The sequence below is a fragment of the Leifsonia sp. AG29 genome (assembly GCF_009765225.1).
GTDB lineage: Bacteria > Actinomycetota > Actinomycetes > Actinomycetales > Microbacteriaceae > Leifsonia.
On sequence record NZ_VMSF01000001.1, the window covers coordinates 3,441,871 to 3,460,576 of the forward strand.

17 protein-coding genes and 1 tRNA gene are annotated in these 18,706 nt (G+C 68.4%); 12 read left to right on the top strand and 6 right to left on the bottom strand.

The genetic code is table 11. The annotated features are described in order from the left end of the window. Positions 1–2: 2 nt before the first annotated feature. The 6 genes from FPT20_RS16635 to FPT20_RS16660 are packed head-to-tail and all read right to left on the bottom strand — an operon-like array spanning position 3 to position 7,166. Complete coding sequence (locus FPT20_RS16635) at positions 3–1,724, bottom strand: serine/threonine-protein kinase (RefSeq protein WP_158867353.1); 1,722 nt, start codon at positions 1,722–1,724, stop codon at positions 3–5. Next, entirely contained in the window at positions 1,721–3,175 is a 1,455-nt protein-coding gene (locus FPT20_RS16640; RefSeq protein ID WP_158867355.1) for a peptidoglycan D,D-transpeptidase FtsI family protein, read from the bottom strand. The genes FPT20_RS16635 and FPT20_RS16640 overlap by 4 nt, the downstream gene beginning before the upstream one ends. Further along, on the bottom strand, positions 3,175–4,599 hold the full coding sequence (locus tag FPT20_RS16645; protein WP_233265585.1) for an FtsW/RodA/SpoVE family cell cycle protein: 1,425 nt from the start codon (positions 4,597–4,599) through the stop codon (positions 3,175–3,177). Before FPT20_RS16645 ends, FPT20_RS16640 begins: the two co-directional genes overlap by 1 nt. Beyond that, positions 4,583–5,836, bottom strand: coding sequence for a PP2C family protein-serine/threonine phosphatase (locus FPT20_RS16650; RefSeq protein ID WP_158867357.1), 1,254 nt, complete (start codon positions 5,834–5,836; stop codon positions 4,583–4,585). The genes FPT20_RS16645 and FPT20_RS16650 overlap by 17 nt, the downstream gene beginning before the upstream one ends. A gap of 2 nt (positions 5,837–5,838) precedes the next feature. After that, on the bottom strand, positions 5,839–6,432 hold the full coding sequence (locus FPT20_RS16655) for an FHA domain-containing protein FhaB/FipA (protein WP_158867359.1): 594 nt from the start codon (positions 6,430–6,432) through the stop codon (positions 5,839–5,841). Then, positions 6,429–7,166 carry an FhaA domain-containing protein gene (locus tag FPT20_RS16660; RefSeq protein ID WP_158867361.1) on the bottom strand — a complete coding sequence of 246 codons (738 nt, stop codon included), beginning with the start codon at positions 7,164–7,166 and terminating at the stop codon, positions 6,429–6,431. Before FPT20_RS16660 ends, FPT20_RS16655 begins: the two co-directional genes overlap by 4 nt. 151 nt (positions 7,167–7,317) lie before the next feature. Between FPT20_RS16660 and FPT20_RS16665 the strand changes: the two genes are divergently transcribed. The 12 genes from FPT20_RS16665 to FPT20_RS16720 all read left to right on the top strand — a co-directional run bounded on the left by FPT20_RS16665 (position 7,318) and on the right by FPT20_RS16720 (position 18,672). Then, positions 7,318–7,401, top strand: a tRNA-Leu gene (locus tag FPT20_RS16665). Positions 7,402–8,106: 705 nt separating this feature from the next. After that, positions 8,107–8,919 (top strand): GntR family transcriptional regulator, encoded by an 813-nt coding sequence (locus tag FPT20_RS16670; protein ID WP_158867363.1) that lies wholly within the window; start codon positions 8,107–8,109, stop codon positions 8,917–8,919. An 88-nt stretch (positions 8,920–9,007) separates the two neighbouring features. Next, complete coding sequence (locus tag FPT20_RS16675) at positions 9,008–9,604, top strand: glucose-6-phosphate isomerase family protein (protein ID WP_158867365.1); 597 nt, start codon at positions 9,008–9,010, stop codon at positions 9,602–9,604. A 56-nt stretch (positions 9,605–9,660) separates the two neighbouring features. Then, on the top strand, positions 9,661–10,701 hold the full coding sequence (locus FPT20_RS16680; protein ID WP_158867367.1) for an ABC transporter substrate-binding protein: 1,041 nt from the start codon (positions 9,661–9,663) through the stop codon (positions 10,699–10,701). Positions 10,702–10,706: 5 nt separating this feature from the next. Continuing rightward, on the top strand, positions 10,707–12,323 hold the full coding sequence (locus tag FPT20_RS16685) for a sugar ABC transporter ATP-binding protein (protein ID WP_158867369.1): 1,617 nt from the start codon (positions 10,707–10,709) through the stop codon (positions 12,321–12,323). Further along, positions 12,313–13,365, top strand: a complete 1,053-nt coding sequence (locus FPT20_RS16690; RefSeq protein ID WP_158867371.1) for an ABC transporter permease — start codon at positions 12,313–12,315, stop codon at positions 13,363–13,365. Before FPT20_RS16685 ends, FPT20_RS16690 begins: the two co-directional genes overlap by 11 nt. Beyond that, positions 13,365–14,873 (top strand): xylulokinase, encoded by a 1,509-nt coding sequence (gene xylB / locus FPT20_RS16695; RefSeq protein ID WP_158867373.1) that lies wholly within the window; start codon positions 13,365–13,367, stop codon positions 14,871–14,873. The genes FPT20_RS16690 and xylB overlap by 1 nt, the downstream gene beginning before the upstream one ends. Further along, positions 14,870–15,847 (top strand): NAD(P)-dependent oxidoreductase, encoded by a 978-nt coding sequence (locus FPT20_RS16700; protein ID WP_158867375.1) that lies wholly within the window; start codon positions 14,870–14,872, stop codon positions 15,845–15,847. Before xylB ends, FPT20_RS16700 begins: the two co-directional genes overlap by 4 nt. After that, positions 15,844–16,494 (top strand): bifunctional 4-hydroxy-2-oxoglutarate aldolase/2-dehydro-3-deoxy-phosphogluconate aldolase, encoded by a 651-nt coding sequence (locus tag FPT20_RS16705; RefSeq protein ID WP_158867377.1) that lies wholly within the window; start codon positions 15,844–15,846, stop codon positions 16,492–16,494. The genes FPT20_RS16700 and FPT20_RS16705 overlap by 4 nt, the downstream gene beginning before the upstream one ends. Then, positions 16,491–17,420, top strand: coding sequence for a shikimate dehydrogenase family protein (locus FPT20_RS16710; RefSeq protein ID WP_158867379.1), 930 nt, complete (start codon positions 16,491–16,493; stop codon positions 17,418–17,420). Before FPT20_RS16705 ends, FPT20_RS16710 begins: the two co-directional genes overlap by 4 nt. After that, the gene (locus tag FPT20_RS16715) at positions 17,417–18,367 is read left to right on the top strand and encodes a phosphotriesterase family protein (protein ID WP_158867381.1); all 951 of its coding nucleotides are present in this window, start codon (positions 17,417–17,419) and stop codon (positions 18,365–18,367) included. Before FPT20_RS16710 ends, FPT20_RS16715 begins: the two co-directional genes overlap by 4 nt. Beyond that, positions 18,364–18,672 (top strand): putative quinol monooxygenase, encoded by a 309-nt coding sequence (locus FPT20_RS16720; protein WP_158867383.1) that lies wholly within the window; start codon positions 18,364–18,366, stop codon positions 18,670–18,672. Before FPT20_RS16715 ends, FPT20_RS16720 begins: the two co-directional genes overlap by 4 nt. Positions 18,673–18,706: the final 34 nt, after the last annotated feature.

An 18,706-nucleotide genomic window follows, 5' to 3' on the forward strand; every position in this document is an offset into this window, starting at 1 on the left:
GGTCAGGGCGTCGACGGCGGGTTCGTCGGCACGAGGGCGGGGAGAACCTTGTAATCGACCGCCGGGGACTGCCCCGACATGACCGAGTCGCCCTGGTTGCAGAAGATGGCGTAGGTGAGCGAGTACTGCCCGGCAGCGCTCGGCGACCAGGTGAACTTCGTGTCGTTCACCGGGGTCTGCTGCTGGCCGTTCACGAACAGGGCCCGGCCGGTGAGGTTCTGCCCGGCGGGGCAGGTCGCGGAGCCGAACGAGACCACGATCGGCGAGTTGGCCGTCCCCTGGCCGGAGGGCGGGTTGGGCGTGACGGTGTCGGTCGGCGTCTGGATCGGCGTGACCGGCGCGTACACCTTCGCGCTGATGGTCGACCCCTTCTGCACCGGACCGGTGGGGTTGATCGAGTAGACGTGGTCGACGTCCTTGGCCGCGGTCGCGGCCGACCCGGTCTGGATGTCGGCGACCATGCCGAGGCTCTGGATCTTCTGCCGCGCCTGGTCCGAGGTGAGCCCGACGAAGTCGGCCTCGTTGATCTGCACCGTGTCGCTGGTCGGCGTCGGCGTCGGAGTCGGGCTGGGCGCCGGCGGGGCGCTCTGGGTCGGCGAGGCCACGGGCGTCGTCGTCGGCTGCGGCTTGGGCTGGGCGACGAGGGCGATGATCGTCCCGATGAGGATCAGCGCGAGGAGCGCGATCAGCGCGATCAGCGGCCACGTCCAGGGGCTGCGCTTCTTCTCCTCGACGGGGCCGGTCTCCTCCTCCTCGGTCACGGTCTGCGCCATCGCGGCGGTTGCGGGGAGCACGGTGGTCGCCTGCGTCGGCGCAGGGTTGGCCGAGGTCATCAGTTGCGTGGCGGCGTCGGCGAGGGCCGCGCCCCCGAGCACGGCGGGCACGGCCGCAGCGGCTGCCCGCACGTCGCCGCGGCGGAGCGCCTGCGCGGCACGGGCGAGATGAGCCGCAGAGGAGGGACGGTCGGCGGGATTCTTGGCGATGCAGGAGAACACGAGGTTCCGCACCGGCTCGGAGATCGTCGCCGGGAGCTCCGGGGGAGCCTCGTTGATCTGCGCCATCGCGATGGCCACCTGCGACTCGCCGGTGAACGGTCGGCGGCCGGCGAGGCACTCGTACGCGACGATGCCGAGCGAGTAGATGTCGGTGGTCGGCGACGCCGGGTGACCCGACGCCTGCTCGGGCGAGAGGTACTGGACGGTCCCCATGACCTGGCCGGTGGCCGTCAGCGGGACCTGGTCGGCGATGCGGGCGATGCCGAAGTCGGTGATCTTCACACGGCCGTCGGGGGTGATGAGCAGGTTGCCGGGCTTGATGTCGCGGTGGACGAGGCCGGCGGCGTGGGCGGCGTGCAGGGCGGCGGCGGTCTGCGCGACGATGTCGAGGGTGCGGTCGGTGCTGAGGACGTGCTCTCGCTCGAGGATGCTGGACAGCGCCTCCCCGGGGACCAGCTCCATGACGAGGTAGGCGCTCCCCTCCTCCTCGCCGTAGTCGTAGACGTTGGCGATGCCCTCGTGGTTGACGAGGGCGGCATGGCGCGCCTCGGCGCGGAAGCGCTCGAGGAAGCCCGGGTCGCCGAGGTACTCGTCCTTCAGGATCTTGATGGCGACGGTGCGTCCGATGACGAGGTCGGTGGCCTGCCAGACCTCGCCCATGCCGCCGATCGCGATCCGCGACTGCAGCTCGTAACGCCCTCCGAAGGTGAGCCCTGCTGTGGGTCTCATTTATTCAGCACCGCCTCTAGTACTTTCCTCGCGATCGGGGCGGCGATGGAGTTACCCGTGCCGCTCTGACCCTGTCCACCGCCATTTTCAACGACAACTGCCACAGCGAACTCCGGGTCGGATGCCGGCGCGAAACCGGTGAACCAGAGCGTGTAGGGGTCGTTCTCCCCGTTCTGCGCCGTGCCCGTCTTACCGCCGACCTGAACCCCGTCTATTCTTGCATTGCTCGCCACGCCGTGATCGACGCCGTCGACCATCATCTGCTTGACCGTGTCGGCGTTCTGCTGGATCACCGGCTGCGAGAACTGCTTGGGCTGGAAGGTCTCGATCGGCTGCAGATCGGCCGACCGGATCGACTCGACGAGGTTCGGCGCCATGAGCTTCCCGCCGTTCGCGATCGCGGCCGAGACCATCGCCATCTGGAGGGGCGTCGCGCGATCGTCCATCTGGCCGAACGAGCCGAGGGCGCGCTCCGCGTCGTCGACGTAGAGCGGGTAGACGCTCTTCTCGACGGGGATCGGGATGGAGAAGCTCTGGTTGAAGCCGAACTTGTCGGCCTGGTCCTTGATGACCTGCGGCTTCAGCTGCATGCCGAGCTCGGCGAACGGGATGTTGCACGACAGGATCTGCGCGGTCGCGATCGACACGGTCGCGCCCGGCCCGCACGTGGTCAGCGAGTCGTTCTTCACCACGGTGCCCGATCCGGGGAGGGGGAGGCTCGCGGGGTTCGGGAGCTGGCTGTCCTTGGTGTACTGCCCGGTTCCGAACGCGGCCGAGCTCATCACCGGCTTGAACGTCGAGCCGGGCGGGTTCAGATTGCCGCCGATGGCGCGGTCGACGAGCGGCGACGACGGGTCGTCGAGCAGCTTCTGGTACTGGTCGTTCACCGCCTTGGTGTCGTGGGACGCGAGGACGTTCGGGTCGTAGGTCGGCTTGCTGACCATGGCGAGGATCCGGCCCGTCTTCGGCTGCAGCAGGACCACGGCGCCCTGCTTGTCGCCGAGCGCGTCCCACGCCGCCTGCTGCGCCTTCGGGTCGATGGTCGTCTCGACGGTCGCCCCCTGCGGGTTCTTGCCGGTCAGGATGTTGTTGATGCGGTCGAAGAACTGCGAGTTCGACGATCCGCTCAGGGTCGAGTCGAGCGCTCCCTCCAGACCGGTCGCCTCGCCGTTGACCGGGAGGAAGCCGGTGACCGGCGCGTAGAGCGCTCCGTTGCTGTAGACGCGCTGCCACTTGTACACGTCGTTCGACGGCACCGACTGGGCGATGGGCTGGCCCGCCACGAGGATCGCGCCCCGCTGCGCCGCATAGCTGTCGTTGCGGGCGCGTGTGTTGCGGGCGTCGGAGGCGAGGGTGTCGGCCTGGAAGACCTGCAGGATCGTCGTCGACACGAGTAGCGCCAGGAACATGGCCACCACGATCGTGCTGACCCGCTTGATCTCTCTGTTCATCAGCTCACCACCAGCCGGGGTTGGTTCCGGACCGTGTCGGACAGCCGCAGGAGGAGCGCGACGATGATCCAGTTCGCGACCAGGGACGAGCCGCCGGCCGCCAGGAACGGCGTCGTCAGGCCGGTCAGCGGGATGACGCGGGTGACGCCTCCGATCACGATGAAGCACTGGAGCGCGACCGTGAAGGACAGGCCCACCGCGAGCAGCTTGCCGAAGTCGTCCTGCCCGGCGAATCCGATCCGGAGGCCGCGGGCGACGAAGACGAGGTAGAGCGCGAAGATCGCGAACAGGCCGGCCAGACCGAGCTCCTCGCCGAGGCTCGCGATGATGTAGTCGCTCTGCGAGACGGGGGTCACCCAGGGCTGGCCCTGGCCGAGACCGGTGCCGATGAGCCCGCCGTGCGCCAGGCCGAACAGGCCCTGCACGAGCTGGAAACTGCCTCCCTGGGCGTCGTAGACCTTCTGCGAGAACGGGTCGAGCCAGTTCGCGAAGCGATCGTTGACGTAGGTCAGGAGGCGGCTCGCGAGCACGGCGCCGCCGACGATCAGGACGAGTCCGAGGAGCACCCAGCTGATGCGAGCGGTCGCGACGTACAGCATGACGAGGAACAGCCCGAAGATCAGGAGACCGGTGCCGAGGTCGCGCTGGAACACGATGACCGCCATCGCCATGAGCCACACGATGAGGAGCGGGCCGAGGTCGCGGGCGCGCGGGAACCGGATGCCGAGGAACTTCTTGCCGACCATGGAGAGGGAGTCGCGCGCCTGCACCAGGTAGCCGGCGAAGAAGACGGCGAGGCAGAGCTTGGCGATCTCGCCCGGCTGGAAGCTGAACGGGCCGATGCCGATCCACACGCGCGCGCCGTAGATGGTCCGGCCGATCCCGGGCAGCATCGGCAGCAGCAGGAGGATGAGCGCGGCCAGACCGAAGATGTACGTGTAGCGCTGGAGCACGCGGTGGTTGCGGATGATGACGACCACGAGGATGGCGCAGACGATCGCGATGGCGCTCCAGGCGATCTGCTTGATGCCGGCGCTGTTCCAGCCCGAGTCGGCGAAGTGGATGTCGATGCGGTAGATCTCGGCGATGCCGATGCCGTTCAGCACGGTGGCGACCGGCAGGAGGAAGGGGTCGGCCTGCGGCGCCACGAAGCGCAGCGCGATGTGCATGCCGATCACGAGCGCCGACAGGCCGGCGCCCAGATAGACGAGGGTGAGGTCGACGTGTCCCATCGCCCCGAGTTGGACCAGCACGATCGCCGCCGCGTTGATCCCGCAGGCGATGATCAGGAGGAACAGCTCGAGATTCCGGAGCTTCGCCGGCAGGCGCAGCCTGCGGACCGGACCCGTGCCCGGTCCGGTGCGGCGCCCCTGGCCGCTCTTGCGCGTGTCGCCGCGCTCGGCGACCCTATCTGCTGCCGGCATCTTTCAACTGATCCAGGATCGCTTCGGCCGACGCGAGGTCGTCGGCGTTGATGGTCTGCTGCACGAGCTGACGGTCGTACTCCGGGAGGCTCTTCACCGTCACCGACGACTCCTCGTACAGGTGGGAGAGGCCGATCGGGCCGATGCCCTGCTGAACGCCCTGGTAGATCGCGACTTTGCCGGACGGGGACGCGCCCACGTAGTACCGCGACTGAGTCCACTGGTAGCCGAGCGCGATCGCGACGACGATCGCGACGACGACCACGATCAGGCCGATCATCCACGTCAGCCGACGGCGGCGGGCGCGGCGCTCGTCCTCCTCGATGAGCTCGTCGAGGTAGTCCTCGGACTCCGGTTCGAAGTGGGTCGGCCCGGTGGCCGGGCGGATGGGGTGGAGGCGCAGGGTGGGGAGTCGCGTCGCGCGCGTCGTCGGCTTCGGCTCGCTGCCGAACTGCAGGGGGGCCGACGCGGAGCCGACGACGACCGGCTCCTTCATGACGTCGCCGCGGGAGGTGTCGGCGATGTCGACGATGACGACCGTGACGTTGTCGGGGGCTCCGGCATCGAGGCTGAGCTTGAGCAGCTTGTCGGCGACCTGGCGGGGGCCGTCCTTCGAGGAGAGGGCCGCCCGGAGGTCGTCGTGCTTGACGACGCCGCTCAGCCCGTCGGAGCAGATCAGCCAGCGGTCGCCGGGACGCGTGTCGAGACTCCACGTGTCGATCTCGGGGGAGGCGTCGACGTCGCCCAGCACGCGCATCAGCACGGAGCGGCGCGGGTGGACCATCGCCTCCTCCTCGGTGATGCGCCCGCTGTCGACGAGGCGCTGGACGAACGTGTGGTCGGTCGAGACCTGCGTGAGCTCGCCGTCGCGGAAGCGGTAGATGCGGGAGTCGCCGATGTGCGCGATCGCGAGCTGGTCGCCGACGCGGACCATCGCGCTGACCGTCGTCCCCATGCCGGTCAGCTCGGGGTGCTCGAACACGGTCTCGGCGAGCAGCGAGTTGGCGGCGATCAGCGCCGACTGGAGGGCGAACTCGGCCTCGGCGGGCGTCTCGTACTCGCGGTCCGCCTCCTTGATGCGGTTGACCGCGATCGCCGAGGCGACGTCGCCGCCGGCGTGGCCGCCCATGCCGTCGGCGACCACGAACAGTTCCCGGCCCGCGTAGCCGGAGTCCTGGTTGTTCGAGCGGATCTTCCCGACATGGGAGACGGCCGCTGCCCGGTTCGAGCCCGCCACGGCTACCGTCGCAGCTCGAACGTGGTCGTGCCGATCTTGATCGGCGTGTCGAGCGGGACCTGGGTCGGGACGGTCACCCGGCGTCCGGCGAGGAACGTGCCGTTGGTGGAGTCGAGATCCTGGATCATCCACTCGTCGTTCCACAGGAGCAGGCGGGCGTGGTGGGTGGAGGTGTAGTCGTCGCGGATGACGAGGTTGGAGTCGCTGGAGCGCCCGATCGTGATCGGGTCGCGGCCGAGGGGCAGCTCGGTGCCGGCGCGGGCGCCGGAGGTGATCACCAGGCGGTGCGCGGTCTGCACGCTGGCGTTCAGGCCGCCGGAGGCGGTGTTGGCGCCCGACGGGAGGTTCGAGATCGGCGCCGCGCGTTTGACCGGCTCCGTGGGGCCGGCCGGGCCGGCGGGACCGGGACGGATCGGAGGCGTGGCGGGGAACGGCGACGCCGACGGGGTCGCGGCCGCCTGGGCCTCCGGGAGCTTGCGCGCCCGCTGTCCGAACAGGTCGGTGCGGAGGGCGTAGACGATGCCGAACACGAACAGCCAGAGCAGCAGGAGGAAGCCGAAGCGCAGCACGAGCAGCGTCAGCTCGCTCGGGTTCACGAGGTGCTCCAGAAGTCGCCGAGGTCGTGGCGGCGGGTCGCGTCGTCGGCTTGCGGTGCGGGCGCGGGAGCCGCCTGGGGCAGCACGCGGAAGACGATGTTCGTGCGGCCCACCGTGATGACGTCCTCCGGCTCCAGCAGCGCCTTGCGCACCGGCTCGCCGTTCAGCTTCGAGCCGTTAGTGGAGCCGAGATCCTCGACCTGCGCCCGGCGGCCGTCCCACGTGATCATGACGTGGCGGCGCGAGATGCCCGTGTCGTCGACGGTGATGTCGGCTTCGCTGCCCCGCCCCACGACCGTACGGGGCCGGTCGAGCGCATAGTGCCTCCCGGCGACCTCGATCACGGGCGTCCAGGCGACCTCGCCCTTCACGTTCTCGGAGTCGACCTGCAGCATGCCCTCGGCGATCTCCGGGTCCTCCGCGAGGTCGATCGAGATGCCGCCGGCGAACTGGTAGTGCTGGTGCTGCGCGTGCTTCTGAACGAAGTCGATGAGCTCGTCGGTGAGTGCCGCCCCCATGGAGCGCATGCGCGCGTAGTCGGCCGGCGACATGCGCAGCACGAAGCGGTTGGGAGCCAGCACGCGGTCGCGCGCGACGACGGCAGCCTTCGTGTCGAGCTCCTTGCGCAGGGCGCTGGTGAGCTCGACCGGCTGCAGCCCGGAACGGAAGGTCTTCGCGAACGCGCCGTTGACGACGCGCTCGAGCCCCCGTTCGAAGTTGTCCAGAATGCCCACAGTCTCCCGCCTCGGCTCGTGACTACATGCATGTTAGTCGGAACGGGCGAGGGAAAACCTGAGGCCGCCTCCCGATCCGGTGAAGATCGGGGAGGCGGTGGCCCTGCGGATTCGTGCCGGAAAGCGCCTCCGTGTTAGAGTTCCTGGGTTCGCGCGAGTGGCGGAATTGGCAGACGCGCTGGCTTCAGGTGCCAGTGCCCGCAAGGGCGTGGGGGTTCAAGTCCCCCCTCGCGCACGAGCGAAGAAGGCCGGTCTGACGGAAACGTCGGTCCGGCCTCTTGCGTTGATTGCGCTCAACCGGTGGCGAGCATGCGCAAGATTGCACTGCGTTCGCTATGGCCGCTCGCACCGTCCGGCTCGACTGCTCCAGGCCGCGGCGCCGGAGTGGGCGCGCAAGTGACAGCGCTTCGGAGCGTGTGCCGCGTTCTGGGAGCGGGTTACATAGCGCGCCCGGGCGGCGCCGCGGAGGTCAATGGGCCGCGGGCGGCCTTAATGTGCTGCGGGCGAGCGGCGAATATCCCTCGACGGCGCAGAGGCGCCTCTATGCGGCCGGGTGCGGAGTCATTTTCGCTTCTCGACTCAGGCCCTGAATATGCGCGTCATACAGGCGCTGCATGGCGTTGTCATCGACGAGCGCTCGGCACCTTCGTCGCCCGCCATGTCCAGGCCGAGCGATTCTCGACCTTTCGGAGAGGCAATGGAGCGTCGAAAGGTTGAGAAGTCGATAGCAGGAGTCGTGATCTCCCGGTCCGGCACAAGTACGCTTGCGTTCGCTTTGGCCGCTCCGATTGAGAAGGCGGTAGCTGTGGCAAGAAAGAGGACCGCGACTCCCGCGGCGGTGAGAATCCAGCGCCCAAACTCGTCGTTGGCGGACGTCAGCGCCCGCCGCGCCCGCCGTTGCTGCCACCTGTCATGTCACGATGACAACTAGCATGGGTTCATGACCGGGTTGGATCGAAGTTCACCACTGCCGCTGTATTACCAGCTGAAGGAGGCGTTGCTCGCGTACTTTGAGCAGCAGGGCTTCTCTCCGGGCGACAGGCTCCCCGGCGACTTCGAGCTCTGCGAGAAGTACGGTGTCTCGCGTACGGTGGTCCGCCAGGCCCTGACCGACCTCGAATACGACGGGGTCATCGAGCGGATCAAGGGCAAAGGCACGTTCTATGCCACCCCGAAGGTCGGTGAGGGTCTCGCACAGTCGCTCACGGGGCTCTACGAGGACGTCGCGTCGCGCGGCGGCGAACTTGTGAGCGAAGTCCGAAGGCTGGAAGTCGTCCCCGCTGACCCGCGACTCGCCGCAGAGCTCGAAATCGGCCCCTATCAGCCCGTCGTCGTGCTGGAGCGCCTCCGCATCGTGGACGGCCAGCCGTGGGCTCTCACGATCACGCACGTTCCGTTCGAGCTGGCGCCCGGGCTGCTCGAGAAGGACTTCACGCGTGAGTCGCTGTACGCGGTTCTGGAGGGAGAGTTCGGCGTCCGGCTCGCACGTGGGCATCGTTCGATCGAGGCCGCATTGGCCACCAAGGCCGTGGGGGATCTGCTCGACGTGCCGACGGGGTCGCCTGTCCTGGTCCTCCGGAGCGTCAGTCGAGACGACGCGGGAAGGCCGGTCGAGAGCTTTGTCGCCTTCCACCGAGGTGATCGGAGCCGCTTTGAAGTGGACCTCACGCGCGGGCCGAATCGCGGAGCCGGAGCTGCGCCGCTCGTCGTCGTCACCGACGCCAGGGCCAGCGGAGGCGCCGCGCTCGTCTGACCGATAAGCGGCGATGCTGTAACAACTTGCGGCGGTTGTCATTACAGGACTACAGTGACGCTATTGTCACAACAGCCCAAGGATGGACATGACACAGTTCGCGGCCCCGCCACTGCGGCCCTTCTCGATCACGCTGGACCGCTCGTCGGTCTCCGTCTCGCCTCTCGGCCCCACCCTGGTCCGGCGGTTGAGCGATCTGGAGCACCTATTCGCCGATGAGGCAGCCTGGCAGGCGGGCGTGGACGGCGGCGACCCCGTGGTCTACACAGTCGCGTCGACGCCGGTGCCCGAGGCTCCGCGGGAGTTGCCGCAGTCGATCACCACGATCCAGCCCGGCGACGTGGCGGGCGAGCTCTACTTCACGAAGGGTCACATGCACCCGGTCGCCGAGGGCGAGATCTATCTCGGCCTCGAAGGCGATGGCGGCCTGCTCATGTTCGACGGCATGGATGTGGTGTTCCTCGAGATGGGCCCTGACCGGATCGGCTACATCCCGCCCGGGTGGGCTCACCGCAGCGTGAACACCGGCTCCGATCCCTACAGCTTTCTCGCGGTCTACCCGGGCGGAGCGGGCCACGACTACGCGTGGGTGCTGGAGCACGGCTTCGGCAGCCGGGTGTACGCCGGCGCGACGCGACCAGAGCTCCGCCCCTACCAGACGTCCGGATCTGCAACCCGGCGGTAACCCCCGCACCACTTGCACCACCCCACCCAACGAGAGAACAAAGGAGTCTCCCCTTCATGGCACAGACAACTACGCGGCGCTGGCCCCTGATCGTCGCGATCGTCGCGATCGTAGCCCTCGCCGTCGGCCTGGTCGCCGGCCGCTTCATCTTCGGCGGCAGCAGCTCGGCTGCAGCCTCCTCGGACACGAAGAGCACGGTCGCCGGCACCAAGATCGATGTCATAACCAAGGCCACGCAGAGCGACTTCTGGCAGTCGATGCTCGCCGGCTCCAAGGCAGCGGGCAAGGACCTGGGTGTCGACATCAAGCTCACCGGTCCCACTGCTGAGACGGACATCGACCAGCAGGTCTCGATGGTCGAGGACTCGATCACCCGTCAGGTGAAGGCCATCGTGCTCGCCGCGAACTCGTCCACCGCCCTGAACGCGGTGATCGACAAGGCCCGCAAGGCCGGCATCAAGGTCATCACCGTCGACAATGCGGTCACGACGAAGTCCGAGGGCTTCATCGGCACCGACAACATCAAGGCCGGACAGCAGGCGGGCGAGAAGATGTGCGCATTGATCACGGCTCAGGGCAAAGCCAACGGCGACATCCTCTACGAGTCCGCCGCCTCTGGTCAGCAGGTGCTCGTCGACCGCAAGGACGGCTTCGTCGCCGGCCTTGCCGCCAAGTGCCCGGACGCCAAGATCGTACAGACGCTGGTGAACGACAACGACCTGAACAAGGCCGTCGGCCAGGTGACCGACGTGATGAACGCCCAGCCGAACCTCGCGGGCGTCTTCGCAGACAACAACACCTCTGGCACTGGTGCGGCTCGCGCGGTCGCAGCCAAGAGCGGCACGAAGGTTCAGGTCGTCGCCTTCGACTCCGACCCGGCCGAGGTCGACGCGGTCAAGAACGGCTCCATCGGCGGCATCATCGTCCAGAACCCGTTCTTCTTCGGTTACCAGGGTGTCGTGGAGGCCGCCATGGCCGCCGCTGGCAACCAGCCCCCGGTCAAGCTCGACCCGGGTGCGGTCGTTGTCGACAAGTCAAACGTGGACGACCCCGCGCTCAAGTCGCTGCTCAACCCCGCCAAGGAGACGGGCAAGTAATCCCGATGTCTCCCGCAACCTCCAACGGCGCCTCCCCGGAGCTCACCCGCTCCGGGGCGGCGCCCCTGGTGAGCCTGCGCCAGGTCTCCAAGGACTACGGCCCCGTGCGCGCGCTCGACTCGGTCACCATCGACCTGCTCCCCGGCGAGGTCCACTGCGTCGCCGGTGAGAACGGCGCAGGCAAGTCCACGCTGATCAAAGTCCTCACCGGCGCAGTCCCGCGAACCGCAGGCGAGTACGTGGTGGGCGGAGCGGACGTGCCCGTCCAGATCTCGCCGACCCAGATGCGGGACCGTGGGATCGGCGTGGTCTACCAGGAGCTCAGCCTCTTCCCGGAACTGAGCGTGCTCGACAACCTGCTGATGGGCTCTTACTCGAGCGTCGGCGGTTACCTGCGCGGTACGCGCAACCGGGAGACCGCGCGCGAGCATCTGCGTCGCGTCGGCCTCCAAGACCTGTCACTACACGCATTGGTCTCCGACCTCCCGACGGCGACGCGTCAGCTTGTGGAGATCGCACGGGTACTCGGCCACGAGGCCGACCTCGTCATCTTCGACGAGCCCACCACCGCACTCTCGGAACACGAAGCAGGAGACCTGCTCATCCGGATCGCGCAGCTGCGCGACCAGGGCATCGGGATCCTCTACGTCACGCACCGCATTGAGGAAATGTTCGAGATCGGCGACCGGGTCAGCGTGATGCGCGACGGCCGTTTGGTCGAGACGAACCCGATGAGCCACTACACGCCGGAATCACTTGTCGAGGCGATGGTCGGCCGATCCCTCGAGGACCTCTACCCAGGCGAGCGCGCTCAGCCGGGGGAGCCGGTGCTCGAGCTCGACGAACTCGGGGTCGGGGGTTACACCCGACCCGTCTCGCTCACGGTGCGGACCGGGGAGATCGTCGGCATTGCGGGTCTGCTCGGCAGCGGCCGGAGTGAGATCCTCCGCGCCGCTTTCGGAGCCGATCCGAGCTCCGGAGGGCGTGTCCGAGTCGCTGGAAAGAACGCCAATATCTCTCGGCCGGGAGCAGCTGCCGCTTCGGGACTCGGGATGCTCACCGAGGACCGCAAAGAGTCCGGCATCTTCCCGGACCTCTCGATCCGGGAGAACATCACCGTGGCCGGCTACCGCGGCATCGGCCGCGCGGGCTGGCTGTCCACCCGTCGAATCGATCAGTACGTCGAGAAGGCCCTGCGCGGTCTCCGGGTGAAGTACAACTCGCTCGACGACCCGATCACCTCGCTCTCCGGAGGAAACCAGCAGAAGGTCCTCATCGCCCGGTGGATGGGACTCGGTGCTCGCGCACTGCTGCTCGACGAGCCGACGAAGGGCGTCGACGTCGGTGCGAAAGCCGACATCTATGCAGCGATCACCGAGATGGCGGCCGGTGGGATGGGATTCCTGGTGGTCTCGTCGTACCTCCCGGAACTCATCGGACTCTGCGACCGCATCCTGGTCGTGAAGGACCACGCCATCGTTGCCGACCTTCCCGCCGCAGAGGCGACAGAGGAGTCGATCATGCAGCTGGCAAGCATCGACACAGCCCACGCGTTCGCTCCCGAAGACCTCACCTCATCCATCACCGCTATCTCAGGGACGGAGGCCGACGATGGCCGCTAACCGCGGGGGCAACGCCCTCACCCGCTTCTTCAAGGCGAACGCGAGCGGCTTCGCCATCGTCTTCGTGCTCGCCGTCATCCTCGCCCTGACGACGGACACCTTCCTCACGCCCACGAACCTCGACAGCCTCGGCCGCCAGGTCTCGATCTACGCGATCATCGCGGCCGGTCAGCTGCTCGTCATCCTCACCGGAGGCATCGACCTGGCAGTCGGATCCGTCGTCGGGCTCACCGGCATCGTCGTCGCTCAGCTCGTCTTCCAGACCACCAGCGGTGCGAGCGTCGCGTTCAGTGTGGTCGTCGCGCTCCTCGCGGGTGCATTCAGTGGCCTCCTCACCGGGCTGCTCGTCGCCTTTCTGCGCATTCCGCCGTTCATCGCGAGCCTCGGGATGATGGGCATCGCGCGCGGTGGCGCCCTGCTCCTCTCTGGAGGCCGCACCATCCAGCCGCTGCCTGACGCATTCGAGCAGATCGCCGGCGGCGACGTCTTCGGAGTGAGCAATCTCATCATCTTCACCCTGGTCGTGATGGTGATCGTCTCGATCGTCCTGGCAAAGACCACCTGGGGACGCTATGTGCATGCCATCGGCTCGAATGCCGAGTCGGCGCGGCTCTCCGGCGTGCCGGTGAAGGGTGTCCTGGTGAGCGTTTATGCGGCCTCGGGGCTGTTGGCCGGCTTCGGAGGAATCCTGCTTGCCTCGCGCCTCAACAACGGTGTGCCCACCGCGGGCGAGGGTTACGAGCTCCAGGCGATCGCCGCCTGTGTGATCGGCGGCGCGAGTCTGTTCGGCGCGCGCGGCACCGCGGTCGGCGCTCTGATCGGTGCGCTCATCGTCGGGATGCTCAACAACGGCGGCAGCCTGCTCGGAATCGACCCTTTCTGGCTGCAGATCGCCATCGGCGTCCTCATCCTCGCTGCGGTCGCGGTCGACCAGCTGCCCAAGTGGCTGCCGACCCTGACCGGACGTGCCCTCTCCCGCGAACCCGATAGGGCTGAGCCTACGAAGCTGGCGGGAGCCACCACTGGCGGAGGGAACGACTAATGATCATCGCCCACGACCTGGGAACGACGGGGAATAAGGCCTCGCTCCACGAGGACGACGGCACGCTCGTCACCGCGGTCACTGCCCGTTACGGCACGCACTTCGCTGCAGGCGGTGTCGCTGAACAGGATCCGGAGGATTGGTGGAGAGCGGTCATTGAAGCGACCACTGCACTTCTCGCCCATAGTGGCGCGGCCGGACAGGCGGTCACCGCGGTCAGCTTCAGCGGTCAGATGATGGGCGCCGTCTTCCTCGACGAGAGTTACCGGCCGGTGCATCCGGCGATCATCTGGGCGGACACGCGCAGTACCGCGCAGTGCGAGCGTCTCGCCGACGCGGTCGGCCGTGAGCGCGGATACCGGATCACCGGCCATCAGTTCAACCCGACCTACTCGGCGTCGAAGATCATGTGGCTCGCCGAGAATCGTCCAGACGTGTACGCCCAGGTGCGGCACATCTGCCTGGCGAAGGACTTCGTCGTCCAGCGGCTCACAGGGCGGCTCGTCACCGACCCGTCGGACGCCTCGAGCACGAATGCGTTCGATCAGCTCGGAGGCGAGTGGTCTGACGAGATCCTTCAGGCGGCCGGGATCGACCGCGCGCTGCTGCCGGAGGTCGTTTCTGCGACGACGGTCGTCGGCGGAATGCGCCGTGACGCGGCCGACGCGATGGGGCTTCCGGAGGGAACGCCCGTTGTGCTCGGTGGCGGCGACGGGCCGATGGCTGCGCTCGGCACCGGCATCGTCGAGCCCTCGGATGGCGCGTACGCCTACCTGGGCACGTCCTCGTGGGTGTCCATGTCGGCCACGCAGCCGCTGCACGACCCGCTGATGCGCACCATGACCTTCACGCATGTCGTTCCCGGGCACTACGTCCCGACGGCGACTATGCAGGCGGGCGGCGGGTCTCTCCAGTGGATCGCCGAGCTGCTCGAGCCGTCGGCCGAGGCGGCAACATTCGACCGCCTCGTCGGTGACGCTTCGACGGCCTCCGCCTCGGGAGAGGGCCTCTACTTCCTGCCGTATCTGCTGGGAGAGCGGTCGCCATACTGGAACCCGGACGCGCGCGGCGCGTTCGTCGGTATCTCCCGTCACCACGACCGCAGCCACCTCGTGCGTGCCGTGCTGGAAGGCGTCGCCTTCAACCTCCTGACCTGCGTTGAGGCTTTCCGCGAGGCCGGTGCGCCTGTCGACAGTGTCGATGCCATCGGAGGCGGAGCGAACTCCGACGCGTGGCTGCAGCTCATGGCCGACATGTGGGGTGCGACCATCCGCAGACGCAGCATCGTCGACGAGGGCAACAGCCTCGGCGCGGCCGTAGTGGCGGGCGTCGGTGCCGGCGTCATCCCGGACCTCGGCGCAGCCAGATCACTGTCCGAGGTGACTGCGGAGTTCCAGCCGGACGCGGGTAGGCACGCAGAATACGTTCAACGCCACGAGGCGTTCGTCGACGCGTACTCGCGTCTGGAGCCGTGGTTCGCCGCGCGTGCCGCGGAGCGTCGCGGATGAGCGGAACCATCGTCGTCACCAGCCGGTCATTCGGCTCCGGTTCGGTCGACTTCGTGTCGACGCTCGAGACTGCAGGGTACGAGGTCGTCTTCGGGGATCCGCACCACGACCCGCAGTCGCTCACGCCGTTGCTGGCGCGGGCGGATGCGTGGATCGCGGGAACGTCTCCCGTCACTGCCGACCTTCTCGCTCGGGCGCCGCAGCTCGCGATCGTCGCCCGTTACGGCGTCGGCTTCGACGCCGTCGACCTGGCCGCCGCCGAGGAGCGGGGCATAGTAGTCACCAACACGCCCGGCGCCAACAGCGCATCGGTCGCCGACCTGGCGCTCACGCTGCTGCTCGGCGGCCTTCGCACCGTCGCTGTCGGCGACCGCGCGGTCCGTGCCGGCGACTGGTCCGCCGTGCGCGGACGCGAAATCGACGGACTCGAGGTCGGTGTCGCCGGTTTCGGCCGCATCGGCCGGCTCTTCGCCGATCGTGCCCGCGCTCTCGGCGCGCGCGTGCTCGCCTACGATCCGTTCCTGACCGCCGACGAGCCGCTCCCGGACGGATATCGACGAGCGGACGCCGTCGCCGAGCTCGCCGCCTGCGGCGCCGTCTCCCTGCACGCACCGGGTGGGGCGACGATCGTCGATGCCGCGTGGCTCGCGCGGGCGGACGGGCTCGCGCTCGTCAACACCGCCCGCGCCGACCTCGTCGATGAGGACGCCGTGGCCGCTGCCCTCCGCGACGGCCGTCTTTCGTCCTATTCGGCCGACACCCTCGCCTCCGAAGCTGTCGGCGACTCCCGCGGGCCGCTGCTCGCGGAGGATCTCGCCGGGCGGATCGTCGTCACGCCGCACCTCGGCGCACAGACCGTCCAGGCGATCGACCGGATGGGCTCCGGCGCCGTTGCCAACGTCCTGGCCGTGCTCGGAGGCGACGTGCCGCCGAACCCGGTCACCCCTATTCCCGCACGAAAGGTCCCCTCGTGAAACTTGCGCTCTCCCGCCTGACCGCGACGGGCGTGATCGCCGTCGTGCGTGCGCCCTCCGCAGAGGCGGCCGTCGGCGCCGCCCGCGCCCTGGCCGCGGGCGGCGTCACGGGAATCGAGATCACCTACTCCACTCCTGATGCAGCCTCGGCTATTAGCCGCATCGCCGACGAATTGGGTGAGACCGTACTGCTTGGCGCCGGCACCGTCCGCACTCCCGACCAGGCTCGCGAGGCTGCCGATGCCGGGGCTGCGTTCCTGGTCGCTCCGGGCTTCCGCCCCGCCGTCGCCGACGCGATGACGGCCACCGGGCTCACCACCATGATCGGGGCGATCACCCCCAGCGAAGTCATGGCCGCCGAGGAGAGCGGTGCGGACGTCGTGAAGCTCTTCCCCGCGGGACTGTTCGGGCCGACGCTGGTGCGTAACCTGCGCGGGCCGTTCCCCGATGTTCCCTTCATGCCGACTGGCGGCGTGAACGCCGCCAACATCGCCGAGTGGGTCGCTGCCGGAGTGGTGGCGGTCGGAGCCGGCAGCGACCTCGTATCGTCAGCCGACCTTGCCGCCGGCAGCTACGTGACGATCACCGCGAAGGCGAGCGAGTTCTCCGCCGCCTACCGCGCCGCGGTCGGGAAGGCAGCCGCATGATCGACCAGGGCCGAATGGGGTTCGTCGGCGTCGACACGGCGCACTCGTCGATCCAGAAAGTGTTCCCGCTCTGGGCCGACCACCTCGGACTTCCGTCGCGCGAACTGCGGGGCTTCGACATCCCGCTCGGTGCGCCGGACGCGGTCTACCGCGAAGTGGTCGAGCGCATCCGGGACGACGAGGGGCAGGCCGGAGCGCTCGTCACCACGCACAAGATGCGCGTCTTCGAGGCCGCAGGCGACCTCTTCGACGAGGTCGACGACTTCGCCCGGGCCTGCGGCGAGGTGTCCTCGATCGCCAAGCGGAGTGGACGCCTCGTCGGCGCTGCGAAGGACCCGATCACCGTGGGACTCTCGCTCGATGACGTCGTCCCCTCGACCTACTTCGCGGACACCGGCGCTGAGCTCGTCTGCCTCGGTGCGGGAGGCTCGGGCGTCGCATTGAGCTGGCACCTCGCCCACCGGCAGGACACGCCGTCGAAGGTGACCCTGGTCGGCCGGACCCGGAGTTCCCTCGACCATGCCCGCGCAATCCACGAACGCGGCGGCATCGACACCTCTCGGTTCGTCTACCACCCTCTCGATGAAGGCGACCCGCTGAGCGACGCGACCGCTGTGGTGGGCGCCGCCGGCGAGGGAGCCGTCATCGTCAACGCAACGGGCCTGGGCAAGGACCGGCCCGGTTCGCCGCTCGCCGATGACGTCGTGTTCCCGCTCCGCGCGCGGGTGTGGGAGTTCAACTACCGGGGAAGCCTGGAGTTCCTCTACCAGGCACGCGCGCAGGAGCAGCACCGCGAGCTCACCGTGGTGGACGGATGGGTGTACTTCATCCACGGCTGGTCGCAGGTCGTCGCCGACGTCTTCGACATCCCGATGCCGCCGAGCACCGTCGCCGAACTCGCGGAAATCGCGTCCACCGTCCGATGAGGGGGCTCGTCCGCACGGTGCTCGGAGACGTCGACCCTGCCTCGCTCGGCTCGCTCGACTATCACGAGCACCTGTTCCACGCGAGCCCGCTGCTGCCCGGTGAGGATCTCGTCGATGAGGAGGCGAGCACAGCGGAATGTCTGTCATTCCTCGCGTCTGGATTCGGCGGCCTCATCGATGCCACGCCACTCGGCCTTGGCCGACGACCCGAGGCGTTGGGGCGAATCGCGGCGAGGACCGGCGCGACCATCGTCGCCTCGACCGGCCGACATCGCGATGCGCATTATGCGGACGGCGTGTACGACGACCTTGACCTGGAAGCGTTGTTCCTCCGCGAGCTCACGGACGGGATCGCGGCCAGCGACTCCCAGCCGGAGGGGGCCCGAGCCGTTGCCCCGGACGGCGCGCTGATGCGGGCGGGTCAAGTGAAGGTCGGAATCGACTATTGGCGGATCAGCCCGGCAGAGCGGCGTGCGATCACCGCCGCAGGTGCCGCACACCGTGCGACGGGTGCGCCCGTGATGGTTCACACGGAACGCGCGAGCGCCGTCTTCGAGCTGCTGGATGAACTGGCGAAGGAGGGTGTCGCGGCCTCCCGGGTCGCCATCGCACACGCGGACCGCAACCCCGACCCTGGCCTGCACGCGGAGATCGCCGCCACCGGTGCGTACCTCGGGTACGACGGCGCAGCCAGGCTGAGGGACTGGCCGGAGTCCGTGCTGCTCGACTGTCTCGAAAAGGTCGTCTCCGCCGGCCACGGTGACCGTGTCCTCATCGGCGGTGACGTCGCACGGGCGTCCAGCTGGTCGGCGCTGGGCGGCCTCCCCGGCCTCGCGTACCTCGGGCGTCGCTATGTGCCCCGAGTACGCGACGTGATCGGTTCAGTCGCGACCAATCGTCTCCTGGTCACCAACCCGGCGCGCTATCTCACCTGGAGTACCGCATGACGAAGACACTGATCGCCACCTTCACGGCCCGACCCGGGCGGCGGGAGCGTGTGGCCCTCCTCGTGGAGGAGTTCGCAGAAGCCGTACGGAAGGAACCGGGAAACCTCGTATTCGAGGTCTTCACGCGCAACGCGTCGGACCATGATTTCGTCGTCTTCGAGCAATACCAGGACGATGCCGCGTTCGACGAACATCTGGCGAACCCGGCCGGGATCCCGTTCAATGCGGAATTGAACTCCCTGATAGTCGGAGAAGGGTCACAACTCGACTTCCTGAACCGTCCGATCCGCACCTCGCTGCGCTGACCGCCCACGCGGACTTCTTAGGCGTCGAGCTCGG

Bases quoted from the DNA above. Each gene is read 5' to 3' on its own strand.
- FPT20_RS16710 (WP_158867379.1), top strand. From the start codon at position 16,491: ATGATCGACCAGGGCCGAATGGGGTTCGTCGGCGTCGACACGGCGCAC.
- FPT20_RS16640 (WP_158867355.1), bottom strand. From the start codon at position 3,175: ATGAACAGAGAGATCAAGCGGGTCAGCACGATCGTGGTGGCCATGTTC.
- FPT20_RS16645 (WP_233265585.1), bottom strand. From the start codon at position 4,599: ATGCCGGCAGCAGATAGGGTCGCCGAGCGCGGCGACACGCGCAAGAGC.
- FPT20_RS16635 (WP_158867353.1), bottom strand. From the start codon at position 1,724: ATGAGACCCACAGCAGGGCTCACCTTCGGAGGGCGTTACGAGCTGCAG.
- FPT20_RS16720 (WP_158867383.1), top strand. From the start codon at position 18,364: ATGACGAAGACACTGATCGCCACCTTCACGGCCCGACCCGGGCGGCGG.
- xylB (WP_158867373.1), top strand. From the start codon at position 13,365: ATGATCATCGCCCACGACCTGGGAACGACGGGGAATAAGGCCTCGCTC.
- FPT20_RS16715 (WP_158867381.1), top strand. From the start codon at position 17,417: ATGAGGGGGCTCGTCCGCACGGTGCTCGGAGACGTCGACCCTGCCTCG.
- FPT20_RS16690 (WP_158867371.1), top strand. From the start codon at position 12,313: ATGGCCGCTAACCGCGGGGGCAACGCCCTCACCCGCTTCTTCAAGGCG.
- FPT20_RS16675 (WP_158867365.1), top strand. From the start codon at position 9,008: ATGACACAGTTCGCGGCCCCGCCACTGCGGCCCTTCTCGATCACGCTG.
- FPT20_RS16685 (WP_158867369.1), top strand. From the start codon at position 10,707: ATGTCTCCCGCAACCTCCAACGGCGCCTCCCCGGAGCTCACCCGCTCC.
- FPT20_RS16680 (WP_158867367.1), top strand. From the start codon at position 9,661: ATGGCACAGACAACTACGCGGCGCTGGCCCCTGATCGTCGCGATCGTC.
- FPT20_RS16670 (WP_158867363.1), top strand. From the start codon at position 8,107: ATGACCGGGTTGGATCGAAGTTCACCACTGCCGCTGTATTACCAGCTG.
- FPT20_RS16700 (WP_158867375.1), top strand. From the start codon at position 14,870: ATGAGCGGAACCATCGTCGTCACCAGCCGGTCATTCGGCTCCGGTTCG.